Origin of the sequence: Pseudomonas sp. S04, assembly GCF_009834545.1 — a bacterium.
In the GTDB taxonomy this organism is placed as follows: Bacteria; Pseudomonadota; Gammaproteobacteria; order Pseudomonadales; family Pseudomonadaceae; genus Aquipseudomonas.
The window spans coordinates 3,753,604-3,769,070 of the sequence record NZ_CP019427.1 but is presented as its reverse complement, the minus strand read 5'-3'; the positions used below and the strand labels follow the sequence as shown (position 1 = coordinate 3,769,070).

The following is a 15,467-nucleotide window of genomic DNA, read 5'->3' as shown; positions in this document are numbered from 1 at the left end:
TCGCAATGGCGCCTTGGTGCTCAGGCCTTGCTCGCAGCCAGGTACGCAGCAAGACGTCGGCCCATCTCGTCACCCAGGGCCTGCAAGGCGCTCATCGGTCGCACCATCACTTCAAACTCGACGATTTTCCCCTCCTCGTTGAAGCGAATCATATCGATGCCCTTGAGTTGCTTGGCGCCGACCCGGGCACTGAATTCCAGCACCACATTCAATCCGTCGGCACTCGCCAGTTCGCGGTGGTAGGTAAAATCCTCGAACACCTGGAACACCGTGTTGAGGATCATCGCCACCACCGGCGCGCCGGGGTAGGGCGTATGGGCCATTGGCGAGCGGAATACGGCTTCGGTAGCGAGCAATTCGGGCAGGGCGCGCAAGTCGCCCTTATCGAGCATGGCGTGCCACTGCGCCAGGGTGGCGGCGACGTTGGGATGCAGCTTGAGTTCAGACATGTTCGACTCCTGGGTTTTTATTGTTGTGCCGCCGCCCAGTGATGGCCTGGGCGGCGTGCTCTGCCCAGAGACTGTAGATCATCGGCCCGGGATGGAAACCGTCGACGGCCATCATCCCGGCCTCCGGGGCCAGGCTCAGGGTCAGCAGGCTACAGGATGGCTGGGCGGCGGTGAGGGTGGCCAGTCGTTGGTTGAAACGCCTGGCCCGGTTGCCCAGGTACCAGCGCAGAGGCTGGGGCAATGCCGGGAACAGATGCATCGGTGGCAGCGGGGAAATGATCAACTGTTGCACTGCGAACTTGTCCCTCAACAACCCCAGCAAGCGCTGTTGCCGCACCAGCCATTGATCGGCGCCAAGGCTGCTGGTGACATCGTTGACCCCAATGCCCAGCACCGCCACATCGAAGGGCTCCGCGTCCTTGGCTTCGAGCAGCTCCAGCAGGCCTTGGGAATCCAGCCCGGTCTGTGCCCAGAGTTGCCAGCTCACCTGGAAATCTGCAGCCAGCCGTCCAACCAGTTGCCCGCTCAGGGCCTGGTCCTGGGTCGCGGCACCCACCCCGGCGACGGCCGAATCCCCGACTATCAGCAAGCGCAGGCGCACGCCATTGCCGGTCAAGCCCTGGCGTGCACCGCTGGCTTCCGGCAACCGCGGGGTGACCCGCCGGACGTAGAGACCCTGCAGCAGGAGCAAAGGCCCCAGCAACAGTTTGCTCAAGGGTTCAAGCATGCCCGAGGCTCACGCCCGACGCGCCATCAACAGCACACTCGCCGCCGCCAACAGCCCGGCGCAGCAACGGTTGAAAATCCGCTTGCCACGGGGTTGGCAGGGGCGCGGGAATCCATCCTGACTTTCGTAGCACTGAGGAGCAGGCTTTCGATCCATAAACTTCATCGGCGAGTGAAAATTGTCGGTCATGTGGGGTTGTTGTACGCAACACTGCTAACCGCTCAGAGCAGGTCATCATCGGCCCAGATCATTGAGGGGCGCCGTACGCGGCTAAAAATGCATCTGTCGCTCTGGTAGCTGTGTCTTTACAAAACGTTTGATCAAATCCTTGCATCGTGGAAAACAGGAAAAGATCAAGCCACTCGGATTCCAGCAGCGCGCGCAGGTGCAGGGCTGCTACTCGCGAATCCGCTCGGCGGAGTTTCCCTGTGTCCATATTGTAGTGGTCAAATGAAACCGGACACCCATTTAGGTGCATTCGTAACTGCTTTCCTTGCAGCCTTCACATAGCCCATCGGGATCACCGGCGCCTGCGCCCTTGTCACAGCGGTGTAGATGAAGGCGTGAGACAGCGCCTGTGATTTGCGCAACGGCACGATCACTCGCCTAACGCTGGTTGCTCAGGGCACTGTCCAGTGGCTTCAGTTCAAGGCCTGGAGGTGTCTACCGTTCAGGGGGTAGTCCAACCTGCCTTCAAAAGTGTCTACGAAACTAGAGGAGATTCATTTCGCCTTGAATGAATCGCTTCATTAAGACAGGCCTTGCGATGAACTCGATGGGATCACCGCAAGGCAAATGGCCGCGTCTGTACAGGTACTGTGTCGGCCTGAGCAACTCATTGCCGCGATGACAGCCGCTGATGCAACACACCCTGTGGACTGAACAATGTCAGTTGATCGTCATCCACAGCCAGCAGCGCAGAAAGGTTCACGCGGTCTTCACGAATCGCGCTACTGAAATGCTTTAGTTCAGCATCCGCGACGCTCACCAGCCCACCATTACCAACCACCACCACGCGGCCATCGACCAACTGGATCAAGGCGGTGATCGCCTCCTGGCTGCCGCTGTCCAACTCGCGCCAGGAATCGCCGCGGTCTTCGCTGAGCAGCACCCGCCCGCTCATGCCAGCCAGTAGCACGCGGCCGTCGCGCAATGTGATGCCGCTCCATAACGAGCCACTGACGCCGGTATCCAACGTCTCCCATGTCACACCGTTGTCGCGCGAGCGGTACGCGTTGCCGCCCTCCGCGGCGATGAACAGGCTGCCATCCGGTGCGCAGAAGATGTGATTGAGGTGATAGTCATCATCGTTCGCACCCAGGCTCAGGCGTTGCCAGCTCTGACCACCATCCTGGGTCTCGCTGGCGTAGCCATAGGCGCCGGTGACTATGCCGTGGCGGGTGTTCTCGAACCAGACGGAAAGCAGTACGGGTTTGTCTTCCAGGCGCTGCTGCAGAGTCCAGTTTTCGCCAGCATCGCTGGTGTGCAACAGCACTCCTCCGTGACCGACCGCCCATCCATTTTGCGCGTCGGCGAAACTAACCGCGGTCAGCAGCGTATCGACAGGAACCACCCTGGCTTGCCGCCAGTCCTGCCCCCCGTCGGAGAGCGCCACGACGCCATAATCGCCCACCGCGACCAGGCGCTCACCGGCCTGGCTCACCGCCACCAGCGGGGCGTGTTGTGCTTGGGCTTGGCGCATGGCGGGAGTCCGTTCAGCGGCACGGCTGTAGAGGATCATGTTGGCGCCTGCCAGCAAGGCGCAAACCAGCAGCAAACGCACGGGAGTGAAGTCTCTCTTGGGCATTTCGTGTCCTCCAATCAGTGCGCAACCAGAGGCGCGCAAACCGGCCCCCGACGCGGAATCAGCACATCCAGCATCACTGCGATGGCCGGTAACAGGGTAATCGCCATCAGCATGTTGACCATGAACATGAAGGTCAGCAGCAGCCCCATGTCAGCCTGGAACTTCAGCGCCGAGAACGACCAGGTGGCCACACCGATGGACAGGGTGATGGCCGTGAAGATGGTCGCCACGCCGACCTCGCGCAGCGCCAGCTTGAAGGCGTTGGCGATGTCCAGCCCCTCAGCCAGGTGCAACTGCAGACGGTTATAGATGTAGAAGGCGTAATCCACGCCGATGCCGACCGCGAGCACCATCACCGGCAAAGTGGCGACAGTCAGGCCAATATCCAGGGCCTTCATGAAGCAGTAACCGAGAAAGGTGGCCAAGGTCAGCGGCAGGCAGCAGGCGACCATCGCTCGCCAGTCGCGGTAAACCACAAAGACCAGCAGCACGATGGTCAGGTAGACGTAGAGCATCATCGGCAGCTCGGAGCTTTCGACGATCTCGTTGGTGGCCGCCTGCACCCCGGCATTGCCACTGGCGAGGCGCACGTTTACCCCCACCATTGGGTGCTCGGCGCGGTATTGCTGAACGGCCTCCACCACGCTTTTCAGGGTGCTGGCCTTGTGGTCGGCCAGATACAGGTTGACCGGCAGCAAGCTGCAGTCTGCGTTGTACAGCCGCAGCCCCTCGGGTACCTGGCGTACCGCTTCACCGAGTGACAGCTCATCCGCCGGTAGCGCCACCCATTTCGGATTGCCCTCGTTGACTCCGGAGGCCGAGAGCTTGGTCAGTACAGGCAACGACTGCGCCGAGAGAACACCCGGCACATTGGCCAGGTACCAGGTCAGCCGGTCGATGTAGGCCATCACCTCGTGCTGATAGCAGCTGTTCTTCGGCGTTTCCACCGCGACTGTGAAGAGATCCAGGCCGAGACCGAAATGGCTGACCACGCTTTCCACGTCTTTGTTATAGCGCGAGTCGATATGCAGCTCCGGCGCGCCCGGCAGGACATGGCCAACATGCCGACCCTGGCTCTGCCATACGGCGGCGACCAGCAGCACCAGACACAGCACCGCCCCGATTGCCGCATTACGCGTCTCGGCGATGCGCCCGAGCTTGAGCATGGCGCCGTCACGCCCGCGGCGAAGTCGATCGACGCGTCTCACATAGGCCTGATCGAAGCGCAAATAGCTGGCCAGCACCGGCAGCATGATCAGGTTGGTGACTATCTTGTAGGCCACCCCAACCGAGGCGGTGATCGCCAGTTCGCGAATCATTGGGATTGGCACCAGCACCAGCGTAGCGAAGCCGACGAAGGCGGTGATCAGCGCCAGCGTGCCGGGAATCAGCAAGCCGGAGAAGCTGCGGCGCGCGGCGGTCATGCCATCGGCGCCGGCGCAGACTTCCTTGGAGATGAAGTTGACCTGCTGCACGCCATGGGACACACCGATGGCGAACACCAGGAAAGGCACCAGGATCGCCAGCGGGTCGAGGCCGAAGCCAAGGAGAGTGATAGTGCCGAACTGCCAGACCACCGACACCAGCGAACAGCACAGCGGCAGGAAGGTCAACGCCCAGGAGCGGGTGTACCAATAGACCGCCAGCACGGTGAGCAGGAACGCCAGGGCGAAGAAACCCATCACCGACGTGGCGCCAGCGCCGATGTCGCCCATCTGCTTGGCGAAACCGATGATTTGCACCTCGTATTGGTCGTCGCCGTACTTGGCCCGCACTTCGTCCTCCAGGCGCTGGCTGAACTCCAGGTAGTTCAGGCGTTGGCCGGTCTGCGGGTCAGGATCGGCCAGCTCGGCCAGCACCATGGCCCCGGAGTAATCGTTGGCCACCAGGCTGCCGACGAAGCCGCCGACCAGGGTGCGCTCACGAATGCCGGCGATGGCCTGGTCGTTCAGAGTGGCCACGGTGACGTCGCCCCCCACCACATCCTCGGCCTTCATGCCCTCTTCGGTAATCTGTACCGCGCGGGTGTTCGGGGTCCACAGCGAGGTCACCGTGCGGCGGTCGATGCCGGGCATGAAGAACAGGGTCTGGGTCAGGTCGTTGAGCTTGGTCAGCGCCTCCTTGTTCCAGATATCGCCGTGCTTGGCGTGCAGCACCACGATGATGCGATTGGCGCCGAACAGCACGTCGCGGTACTGGTTGAAGGTCTTGATGAACTCGTGCTGCTGCGGCAGCTGCTTGTCGAAGCCGGCAGACATGCGCAGTTGCGCGGCGAAGCCAGCCATCACCAGGGTCACCAGGGCCAGCACGCCGAGGGTGGCAAGACGATGACGGAAGAAGAAGCGCTCGAGGCCGAGCACCAGGGAAGTCAGCATGGTTATGCCTTCCTGAAATTACCAAGCGAACGGAGCAGGGCGGGACTGGCCCGCCTTGCGCCGGCGGTCAGAACGAGTAGGAGATGTTGCCGCTGATGAAATCGCGGTCAGTCATCAGGTTGTTGTCGCCGCCGCCCCAGTACTGCACCCACTGCAGGCCACCCTTCCAACGGTCGCGGTAGTTGAACAGCAAGGCGCTGGTCAGCGACTTGCGGCCCTCGACGAACGGCGATGCGTTCGGCGTGGTGCCGTTGACGTCGTGGTAGAAGTCCAGCTGCGGCGTGAGGGTGATACCGCTACCGAACGCATTCGGGTAGTTGATGCCCATCTCGGCGACGTAGCCCCAGGAGGTTTTGTCCGGCAGTGAATAGTCCGGGAGCAGGTATGGCGTCTCGCCCGAGGTGTCCAGATCCGGGTAGTGGGTGACGACCGCCTCGGTCAGCAGGAAGCCGTCGGAGGCGCCCAGGCTCCCTGGAATGAAACCCAGCGGGTCGCTGGCCGAGAAGCTGTAGACGGCATTCACATGTGCCTGCCATTTCTTCTCTTCGACATAGCCCTTGCTGACGCCGTTGTCGTACACGCTGAATTCATTGAACCGGCCGGTGAAGGCCGCGCCAAAGGGCACCAGGGGATCAATGCTGACGCTGTCGTTGGGCCGGTAGGACAGCTCCGCGCCGACCGCTACCGGTCCGACCATGGTGTTCATCGACAGGCCGAACAGATTCTTGTCTTCGCCATAGTTGATGAAGTAGTTGTCGACCAGCAGGGTATCGGGGGAGCGGGTGGCCGTGTAGCCGACGAAGGGCAACTTGTCATGGTAGCGCTGATAGAACACGCCGAACTCGGTCTCGATCTCCTCCGCCGTCCAGCGCAGGGCGATGCCGTACTGCCCACTGTTTTTCGCTTCATGCCTGCCGGCGTAGGGAATCGCCAGCCCCGTGGCGAACATCTGCTCGTCGCTCAGGCCGCTGATCCCTGGCGCGCCGCAGCGTCCCGTGGGCGTCAGGTCGGCGCAAGTCAGGCCGAGCAAGGGGCTGTAGACATTGTTGACGAAGCTGGTCGAGAGGTAGATCGGCAGATTGCCTTCACCCACCACATCGCTCCCCGAGTAGTAGGTGCCCACCGGGTCGATGCCATAGGCGTTCCACTTGAACTGGTAGTAGGCCTCAACGCTGAGGGTCTCGCTCAGCCCGAGGTTGAACGAAGCCATAGGTGCCGGGATGAACACCTCCTTCAATTGGGTGCCGGGGGTGTGGTAGTTCGCAAGGTTGATGGCGTTGATCTGGTTGATGCCACCGGTCACGAAGATTTCCTCGCCCCAGCTGATCACCTGGTTGCCGACCTTGACCTTGGCTGGCATCTCACCGAGGTCGAAACTCTTCGCCACCCAGAGGTCGAGCAACTCCAGGCGCTCGGTGGCTTCCCGCTTGGCGTCGTCATCCAGTTCGGTGTTTCGGGTGTCATCCATCTTGAAGTCTTTCGCCCAGGCGACCCGGCCGAGTGCGCTCCAACCCTCACCGAGTTTCAGGCTCAACTCATGGTTGCCCTTGATCACGTGCGAGAAGACATCGTGCTTGTTGTAGTTGAGGTTGCCATCGTCAGCATTGCTGTAGCTGATATCGGCGTTGGCGTAGCCATTCCCTTTGCTCAGATTGTAGAAGCGCCCGGTCTGAGTCTGGGTGCCGTTGTTACAGCCACCGCTATCGCCGCCGAGGATATGGCAGTCCTGCGACTCCAGGCGCTGCGCGAAGCCATAGGACAGACTCGAATCCAGGCTGCCGGATATCCCCGCGTCCGAGCCGAAGCGAAACGCGTGGCCCGGCGCGCTCCAGACCAGGCCGCAGGCCGCCATCATCAGCAGGGTCAGGTTGTTTTTGACACGCGGGAAGCCCGGCGCGGCAAGGGCCGCGCCTTTATTTTTGTTATGCATGAGCTTTTCCTCAGGTCGGACTTAACGTTCGCCGCGGCGACGCAGTTCGTCGGAGTTGAACATCTTGTCGTTGACCCGGCCTTCGAGGCCTGCGGTCAGGTCGAGCACCTTGCCTTCCTGGGTAAAGCCGTCGGCGATGTAGCGACGGGCGATCAGGTCATAGCTGACGTACTCGATGGAGGTGCATGCCTGGATCTGTGGATTGGCCCAGACGCTGCCTTCCTGGGCACGCCAAAGATTGCCCTTGGCGTCGAACATATCGACATGCAGCAATGCCCAGCTGTCCTCGTCGAAGTAGAACACCCGCTTGGCCAGGGAGTGACGCTTGTCAGCTTTCACCGTTGCCTCCACCACCCAGACCCGGTGCTGCTCGTAACGCTGCACGTCACGATTGAGGTAGTCCTGACCGATCAACTGCTCATAGCGGTTCGACTTATCGACCAATTTGTAAGAGTTGTACGCAACAATCATTTCCTTTTTGCCGACCAGCTTGTAGTCGTAGCGATCGAGCGCACCGGTGTACATATTGATCTGGTCAACGTAGTAGAGGCTGTCGGAGCCAGCAATCGGGTTGTCGTAGGCAAAGGAGGGGGCACGCCGCACGCGGCGTTGGCCAGGGAAGTAGATCCAGGCATCCTGCGGCTTATCCAATTGTGCATGCACCAGGTACATCTCGCCCGCCCGGGACGAGGGTGAAAGCAGGTCATACATCAGCTTGGCTTCGATATTGCCGGTATCTGCCGGGGCTTTTACGGCCGGGTCGTTATAGGGGTAGAACTCGTAGGATTTTTGCTCGACTTGTGTCAGCGTCCCCCCTTTGTCCCGCATCAGAAACGCGGCATCGAATTGCCGACCCTTGGCGATGTAGCGCAATTTGTAGTTCCACATCGCCTCGACACCGCTGGCCGGTAGCGGAAACGGAATCGCTTCGCCGGCCGCGGCTTCCAACTGCCAACCGTCAGCGCCAACCTTGCTCTGTGCGGCGAATTGTTTGGTGCGCTGCGCCACGGCGTCCGGGAAGGTGCAACTGCGATGGGTCGGATAAACGTCCACGCGGTAGCCGGGATAGGCCTTGATCAGTTCAATCTGTCCGGCGGGCAACTTTGCCTGATGTTGAGCGAGATTCTGTGCATTGACGCTGAAAAGCACCTTGTCAGCCCCATAGGGGTCACCATGGCCGGGCTCCCAGCCAGCCGGGGCACGGGCCAGGCCTCCCTCCCAGGCCGGGATGCTGCCATCCACGGTGCCAGCCCGCTCCGCACCGAAGGGGGTGAGTTTTTTGCCGAGTTGCTCCAGTTCAGCTGAAGTGGCCGCCTGTGCCGTGCTCAGGCCCCAGCATGCAAGCAGGGCGCTAAACAGCAAAGTCCGTTTGAACATGCTATTCACGAGGTGTCTCCTATTATTGTTAGAGGTCGGAGCGCAGGGCTGGGCGGCGTTCGCACAGCTTTCCAGCGGCGCCAGTGAATCAGATAAACAGGGTTCGATTGGCTATCAGATAGTCGCGCAAGGCCATGGGAGGTCGACCGGTCAACTGCGCAAAGCTGTCGGTGACGGGAATGTCGAGGTAATCGCGGGTTTCATGTCGGAAGTAGGTCATGAGCAAATCGAAGGCCTCTGCGGTGGCGGTGCGCAGGGGCTGGTCATCGTCCACCATCGTGACCGGCTCACCGATCACTTCGCCCAGTAGCTCGGCGAGTTGGGTAAAGTCGATGCGCTCAGTGCCGGTAAGCAGATACTCGTGACCCACATGGAGAGCGGCATCGCTTGCGAGGATCCTGGCGGCGGCTGCGGCAACGTCGCACTCAGACAACCACAGGCGTGATGCATGGGTGGCCTGCGGCATGGCCAGGCGCCGGTGTTGTTTAATCTCGGCAGCCAGGAACCAGGGCACATTGAACATCAGCCAGCTGGCAACATTGAGGTAGGTCATGGGTAAGCCACTGGCATCAAACAGTGGCTTCGCGACAACCGAGAGGTTGGCCCCACATCGGGTGGCCAGAATGTCCGGCTCCAATTGATCAGCCGTCAGCCCTGGCGGGAGGGAGATCAAGCGCAGTACCTGGGCAACACAGCCGGCTTCCTGAATGGCGTTAATCAGGTTGGGGGTGACAATATTTTCGTCGGTGTAAAAATCCGGCGAGACAATAAACACCTTGTCTACGTCGGTAAAAGCGGCGGGCAGACTACCGGGGTCGTACCAGTCGGCCTTAAGTACTTCAGCCTGTGGATGCAGGGCACGCAGTAAATCGCAGCCGGCGTCGCGGCTGCTGGTCAGACGTAAGTTTATAGATGGGTATTTTACCGCCAGCGCTTGAGCGGTCAGTCCACCAATATTTCCCGTGGCACCCAGAATGAGCACTCTGCTTGTTTTGTTCACAGTCAATAAGTCCTGATGATTGATTAAATATTCAGCCTTGCCGGTAACGATGGAATGACCACTGCCCCCCGCGCAAGTTGTAGTGGTGCATCAAGTCTCAATGTGCATTGCAACGCGTTGGTTCGATTATTTGTGTGGTTGTGGCGCAGGCGTTAGCCAAAAATCGCAGTGTTTACGATGTTTGAATTATTGCCGGGCGCACTTAACCGCTGCTTCGGCGACGCGTGTTGCGCGCGTGCAGAATTAGCGCCGGCCAGTGAGTGTTCCAGCGCTCATCTTCATTTGATAAATAGCTATGTATTCGAAAGGGGCATTACTGGGCGAAAGGTTAGTGCACTGGAGTAGCGGGCTGGTTAGTCAGGAGCAACATCACGTTAACTGGCATAACGTCGGCGCGTCTCGGATGGCAGATCGCCGAACAGGCGCTTGTAATCTGCGCTGAAATGCGACGGATGCCAAAAACCCCAGCGCGCAGCAATATCCAGCACGGAACTCTGTGGGCCGCCAGACTTGATGTCCTGCCGCACATAGTTGAGTCGCAATGCGCGTAAGTAAGCCACTGCGGTCATGCCCAGGACGTCCTGGAATGCATATTCCAGCGTGCGTGAGCCAACTCCCAGGTAGTGACAAAGCCTGGCAATGGTGAAGCTCTCACCCAGGGGGTCGTGAAACAGATATTCACGCGCTCGCGCAACCAGGGCATAGCGATGTTTGGGCATGGCGAATGCGCACAGTTTGTCGCCGTTGCCGAGCAGCTTGAGCACCTGTGTGTAAATCGATTCGGTCAGCGAGTCCTGTGCATGCTGGTGCTGCAAGGCGCCAGGATTGTTCAGCAAAACGGTCAGCACGGTTTGCAGGAATGTTTGCAGCTGAGCAGCCTGATCTGGCATGACTTTTAGAAAGGCCGTTTTATCAAGGCTGCGAGCGACATCGGCATCTTTGATTTGATCGGCATAGGCAGCGAAGACGTCAGTATCGAAGCTCAGGGTCAGCAAGTCGCTTGAATGTGCTGTGTAATAGGTAAAGGTTTCATCCTCGGCAAAGCAGACGATTTCCCGGTGATTGACTTCGGTGCCACTGAACAGGGCAGGCTGGGACAACGACAGCGGCAGGGCAATGGAGCGCGAATTAGCTTTGGTGGCGAACTTAACGCACATGCGCTGGGAGGTGATTTCGCGAAACAGTTGCATGCCGGCAAAGCTTACCAGGCTGCAGCGCCCGGCAAAGAAGCCGTTGCTCAACTGCTGGACCTCACTGGACCAGCCAGGCAGGGTCGCGCCATAGTCATCAACGTCATGCAGTTCTGCAACGCTGACGACGACGGGATTAGTCGCGATCAATGGAGTAGGGGAGTAAAGGCCGCCGCTGGTATTCACTGGCAATCTCCTTGGACAACATATGATTCCTGGCGGTTACTCCGCCGAGCACTAGGCGCCTTTATCCCATGCGGCGCGTATCACCACTACTCCTGTAATCGCCCATCGTGCTGAAAAGTGCACTGACGATCGGTCTCGCGCAGCCTAAGCGATTGGCAGTGCCAGCGTTAGCCAATAAACGCAATTTACTCAATGCGGATATTGGGTAACACCTGGCTGGGCGTTGATCTGACACTACGGCCATCAGGTTATTCCCGTTGGCCGATGAGGCCAATGACCTGCGCTGGCGCTGCTTAAGCCAGCCCATAGGCTGCAGTGGCGGTGGGTAATCAAAGTACTCCCCGAAAAAACAAAAAGGACAGCGGCAATGTCTAGCAGAGATATGATGATTTACACGGCTGTTTCGTCCCTGGTGTGGGTCGGCTTTTATTACGGATACCGCTTTCTCAAGTTGAAAAACGATATGTTGGGCTACGAGTGGTTCTTTCTCGCCGTGTCTGCAACCAACGTGATTTTAGATAAGGCCGGTGTCTTTGAATTTTCCGCCTATGTCTGGCATTACCTGGATACGTTTTCAAAACTATTTGGTGTTACCGTTATTGGTGCCATCGGCTTAATGAAAGTGACGCATAACTTTGAATTGTCCAAAGGTAAGGAGGTTCTGGTTTTTGTCGTCGCGCTTGTTCTCAGTTATGGCTTTGAAACGCTGGACTTCATGCGGGCGGCACTACCGGTCGCCTCGATGTTGGCAGCTGTACTCTTTTTAATCTTCTGCGGTTGTATCGTACAGCAGGCATTTAAATACAAGCTGATCTTGCACGGCTGGTTGATGGTCGTACTTATAGTCCTGAATCTGTTTGTCGCCGCTATCCAGGACTTCATGGTTCTGCCCAATGAAGACACAGCGGTGTTTTTCAATAAGTGGGTGATTGAAACCTTTGCCTGGTCGTTGATTTTTACAGAGATTTTCTATGTGTATCGCGCCCTGGCGCGCAAGAAGGGAATGGCATAGACCCACCGTCATACACAGTGAGAAAACCCCGATCGAAGCCAACTTCAATAGCTTATGGGTAGGTAATGTCGATATGTTCAAACGTTTAGCGTGCTATTTCATGCTGGGCACTTCGCTGCAACTGCCCTTGGCACTGGCTGATATCCCGGTGGAGCAGGCCAGGGTCGAAACCCTGGCAGCCCATGACGGTCAGCATTGGTTCTGGGTATGGGGCAATCGAGCGCCGACGCAGCTCGATGGTCGAGCATTTTTGTTCGATGACAGCGGCAAGATGCTGGGCCAGCTTGATACCGGCTTCTGGTTCAACAGCCTGCTGCCTGCACAGTCACGTAATGAGTTGTTCTCCGTCGAAACCTATTTCAGCCGCGGCACCCGTGGAACCCGCAGCGATATGGTGACGGTCTATGACCCACAGACCCTCGCGCCCAAACGGGAAATCCCGATTCCGTCCAAGCGCATCAACGCCCTGGGCAATACGGGTTTGAGTGTGTTGTCGGACGACGAGCGTTTTCTCCTGGTGCTCAATTTTACCCCGGCGCAGTCCATCAGTATCGTCGATCTGGATGCCGATCGTTTTGTCAGCGAGGTGGAGACACCCGGCTGCGCCTCGATCTATCCGGCCGGCAAGCGTGATTTCTATGCCATCTGCGGCGACGGCGGATTTCTTCACCTGCGCCTGGGAGAACAAGGTCAGGTACTGATCCAGCAGCGCAGCAAACCGTTATTCGATCCGCTCAAGGACCTGCTGTCGACTGCGGCTTCGCGGATAGGTGACACCTGGTATTTCGTTTCTCGCGAAAGTCAGGTGTATGCCATTCAGATGGGCCCGGATCAGTTGCGCGTGTCCCGGCAGTGGTCGTTGCTTAGCGGGGATGAGCGAAAGGACGACTGGCGCATGAGCGGCATTCAGCACACCGCCGTACATGCAGCGAGCGGCCGATTGTTCGTGTTGATGCACCAAGGCGGGCCAGACACCTTCCAGGAGCCGGGCACCGAAGTCTGGGTCTTCGATGCGAACCAGGGCAAAAAAATCCAGACCATCAAACTGGCTGAGCAGAGCATCTCTATCGGCGTCAGTCCCGGCGTCCAGCCACGTCTTTACAGCGTGGACTGGGTGCTGCAGATGCCCTGGCTGGCCAGTGCCTGGATTTATTTAACCGAGGGCCAGGATGGTGTGCTGCGTCGTCTGCAGCAGGACATCAATCTTTACGATGTCGAGAGCGGTGCGCACCTGCGCACCATCACCGGGCTGCCTTATGGATATCTGAACATGGTGCTGCCATGGTGATCGGCCTGCTCGGCGAACCGGTCTGGTTGACCGCCATAAGTGTCGGCATGGCCCTGCTGCTGGGGGTTGCAGGCTGGCACAAATTACGCGACACGCTTGGGTTCACGGCGGTGTTGCAGAGCTATGACGTGCTTGCGCAAGGGTTGGTTCGTCCTGTCGCCTTGCTGTTGCCTTGGCTTGAGATAGTCACCGCCGGCGGGTTGTTGGCTTTCCGGCAGCCCTTCGTTGTGTGGCTCGCGGCGGCGTTGTTGCTGATCTATGCGCTTGCAATGGCGCTGAGCCTGGTGCAGGGCCGGCGCATTGCCGACTGCGGTTGCCAGGCAGGCGCCCGCCGCCAGGCAGTCAGTTGGCCATTGGTATGGCGCAACCTGATTCTCATGCTCCTCACCCTGAATCTGCTGCTGCCGCCGAGCGGCCGCATCCTGGTTTTCTACGATTGGCTGGTGATTGGCTGCGTGGTGCTTACCGGCAGCGCCTTCTACCTTCTGGCCAATACCCTGATTGCCAACCAAAACTCTGCCCGAGAACTCTCTCTATGATTGAAGCACTGGTTGTTGCCATTAGCCTTTCCTGGTTGGCCATCATCGGTTTGTTGGTGACGGTGCTGGCCCTGACCCGGCAAATTGGTCTGCTGCACGAGCGCATCCGCCCGGTAGGGGCGCTGTCGCTGGGCAAGGTGATCAAGGTCGGGGATGAGGCGCCAGTCTTCAATCTGCCGAGCCTGACCGGCGGTGCATTGAGTCTGGCTGGCGTAGATGCTGGCGGACTCTCGACACTGCTGTTCTTCCTTTCGCCGACGTGCCCGGTGTGCAAGACCTTGCTGCCGGTGCTCAAGTCGGCCCAGGCAAAGGAGCGAGCCTGGCTACGCGTGATCCTGGCCAGTGATGGTGACGAAGCCGAACAGTTGTCCTTCATTCGACGTGAAGGGCTGAATGAGTTTGCGTATTTGCTCTCTCCCGAGGTTGGCATGGCTTACCAGATCGCCAAGCTGCCCTATGGGGTGTTGATTGATGCCTCGGGCAAGGTGACCGCACACGGCCTGATCAATACCCGCGAACATCTGGACAGCCTGTTCGAGGCGAAAAGCCTCGGCTACGCCACGGTTCAACAATTTCATGCGGCACATGGCTGAGTTGCCAGGCACACGCATCGAGGGCAATGACGATGGAAAACAATTGGCTTGATCAAGTGACCGAAAAACTCACCCGACAGACCGCTCGCAGCACGTCGCGTCGAGGTTTTCTCGGCGGCCTGGGCACTCTGTTGATCGGTGCGGGCGCCTTTACGCTGCTGCCGGTTTATCGCAACAGTGCCTTTGCCTCCACGGGCATTGCTGAAGAAGGCAATCCCAATAGCTGCGACTACTGGAGACATTGTGCGATCGACGGTTTTCTTTGTGGATGTTGCGGTGGCACGGCTAGCAGTTGTCCGCCTGGCACCGTGAAGTCAGACATCACCTGGATCGGCACCTGCCGAAATCCCACGGACGGCAAGGACTACGTCATTTCCTACAACGACTGTTGTGGCAAAAGTAATTGTGGGCGCTGCATCTGCCAGCGAGATCAGGGCGACACCCCGATCTATCGGCCGCAGAGCTCGAACGATCTCAATTGGTGTACCGGCAGCCAGGCGAATGTGCCTTATCACTGCTCGCTGTCGGTCGTGATCGGAGTGAAGGAACAATGATTCGCGCAGTTGCTCTGGGGCTTCTCCTGTCCAGCAGCTGCAGTTGGGCGACCGAGCCGGCTCAGGTCGATTACATGCTCAATTGTCAGGGTTGCCATTTACCAGATGGCAGCGGCTTTCCCGCACGACAGGTGCCAGATTTGCGTAATCGGATGGGCAGCTTTCTCAGTGTCCCGGGCGGTCGCGAGTATCTGGTGCAGGTGCCGGGCACCGCCCAGACGGCGCTGCCCGATTCTGATCTGGCACGCTTGCTGAACTGGATGCTCGGCAGCTTCAGTGCGGCACAGATACCGGCGGATTTTCAACCCTATACCGCTGCTGAAGTAGGCACCTTGCGTCAGTATCCCCTGGCCAGCCCATCAGTCATTCAAGCGCATTTGCTTGAACAGATCGTTCAGCGTGAGCAACAGCAGCACAGTGGAGCATTCGCAGATGAATAA

General features: G+C 59.0%; 15 protein-coding genes and 1 pseudogene. 6 read left to right on the top strand and 10 right to left on the bottom strand.

Annotated features, from left to right (window positions below):
- Positions 1–20: 20 nt before the first annotated feature.
- From PspS04_RS16645 to PspS04_RS16600, 10 genes and pseudogenes are all read right to left on the bottom strand, one after another.
- Positions 21–449 carry a nuclear transport factor 2 family protein gene (locus PspS04_RS16645; RefSeq protein WP_095170735.1) on the bottom strand — a complete coding sequence of 143 codons (429 nt, stop codon included), beginning with the start codon at positions 447–449 and terminating at the stop codon, positions 21–23.
- Positions 442–1,176, bottom strand: coding sequence for an SGNH/GDSL hydrolase family protein (locus tag PspS04_RS16640; protein ID WP_095170734.1), 735 nt, complete (start codon positions 1,174–1,176; stop codon positions 442–444). The genes PspS04_RS16645 and PspS04_RS16640 overlap by 8 nt, the downstream gene beginning before the upstream one ends.
- Positions 1,177–1,185: 9 nt before the next feature.
- Positions 1,186–1,272 (bottom strand): annotated as a pseudogene (locus PspS04_RS16635) (LysE family translocator); the annotation flags it as partial.
- Between the two features lie 151 nt (positions 1,273–1,423).
- A complete protein-coding gene (locus tag PspS04_RS28125; RefSeq protein WP_442966648.1) occupies positions 1,424–1,612 on the bottom strand; it encodes a TetR/AcrR family transcriptional regulator C-terminal domain-containing protein in 189 nt (62 codons plus the stop codon).
- Positions 1,613–2,011: 399 nt separating this feature from the next.
- On the bottom strand, positions 2,012–2,983 hold the full coding sequence (locus tag PspS04_RS16625; RefSeq protein WP_159996677.1) for a WD40/YVTN/BNR-like repeat-containing protein: 972 nt from the start codon (positions 2,981–2,983) through the stop codon (positions 2,012–2,014).
- A 14-nt stretch (positions 2,984–2,997) separates the two neighbouring features.
- Positions 2,998–5,358, bottom strand: a complete 2,361-nt coding sequence (locus PspS04_RS16620) for an efflux RND transporter permease subunit (RefSeq protein WP_159996675.1) — start codon at positions 5,356–5,358, stop codon at positions 2,998–3,000.
- 67 nt (positions 5,359–5,425) lie between these two features.
- Complete coding sequence (locus PspS04_RS16615; protein ID WP_159996673.1) at positions 5,426–7,288, bottom strand: DUF1302 domain-containing protein; 1,863 nt, start codon at positions 7,286–7,288, stop codon at positions 5,426–5,428.
- Positions 7,289–7,309: 21 nt separating this feature from the next.
- Positions 7,310–8,665 carry a DUF1329 domain-containing protein gene (locus tag PspS04_RS16610; RefSeq protein WP_159996671.1) on the bottom strand — a complete coding sequence of 452 codons (1,356 nt, stop codon included), beginning with the start codon at positions 8,663–8,665 and terminating at the stop codon, positions 7,310–7,312.
- Positions 8,666–8,753: 88 nt separating this feature from the next.
- Positions 8,754–9,665, bottom strand: a complete 912-nt coding sequence (locus PspS04_RS16605) for an NmrA family NAD(P)-binding protein (protein ID WP_159996669.1) — start codon at positions 9,663–9,665, stop codon at positions 8,754–8,756.
- Between the two features lie 374 nt (positions 9,666–10,039).
- Positions 10,040–10,855, bottom strand: coding sequence for a helix-turn-helix domain-containing protein (locus PspS04_RS16600; RefSeq protein ID WP_159996667.1), 816 nt, complete (start codon positions 10,853–10,855; stop codon positions 10,040–10,042).
- A 553-nt stretch (positions 10,856–11,408) separates the two neighbouring features.
- Between PspS04_RS16600 and PspS04_RS16595 the strand changes: the two genes are divergently transcribed.
- From PspS04_RS16595 to PspS04_RS16570, 6 genes are all read left to right on the top strand, one after another.
- Positions 11,409–12,053, top strand: coding sequence for a hypothetical protein (locus tag PspS04_RS16595; RefSeq protein ID WP_159996665.1), 645 nt, complete (start codon positions 11,409–11,411; stop codon positions 12,051–12,053).
- Positions 12,054–12,126: 73 nt separating this feature from the next.
- Entirely contained in the window at positions 12,127–13,341 is a 1,215-nt protein-coding gene (locus PspS04_RS16590) for an amine dehydrogenase large subunit (protein WP_237234927.1), read from the top strand.
- A complete protein-coding gene (locus PspS04_RS16585; protein ID WP_159996663.1) occupies positions 13,335–13,880 on the top strand; it encodes a MauE/DoxX family redox-associated membrane protein in 546 nt (181 codons plus the stop codon). The genes PspS04_RS16590 and PspS04_RS16585 overlap by 7 nt, the downstream gene beginning before the upstream one ends.
- Entirely contained in the window at positions 13,877–14,473 is a 597-nt protein-coding gene (gene mauD, locus PspS04_RS16580) for a methylamine dehydrogenase accessory protein MauD (RefSeq protein ID WP_159996661.1), read from the top strand. Before PspS04_RS16585 ends, mauD begins: the two co-directional genes overlap by 4 nt.
- Before the next feature lie 26 nt (positions 14,474–14,499).
- A complete protein-coding gene (locus PspS04_RS16575; RefSeq protein WP_411740880.1) occupies positions 14,500–15,027 on the top strand; it encodes a methylamine dehydrogenase light chain in 528 nt (175 codons plus the stop codon).
- Complete coding sequence (locus tag PspS04_RS16570; RefSeq protein ID WP_110660981.1) at positions 15,024–15,467, top strand: hypothetical protein; 444 nt, start codon at positions 15,024–15,026, stop codon at positions 15,465–15,467. Before PspS04_RS16575 ends, PspS04_RS16570 begins: the two co-directional genes overlap by 4 nt.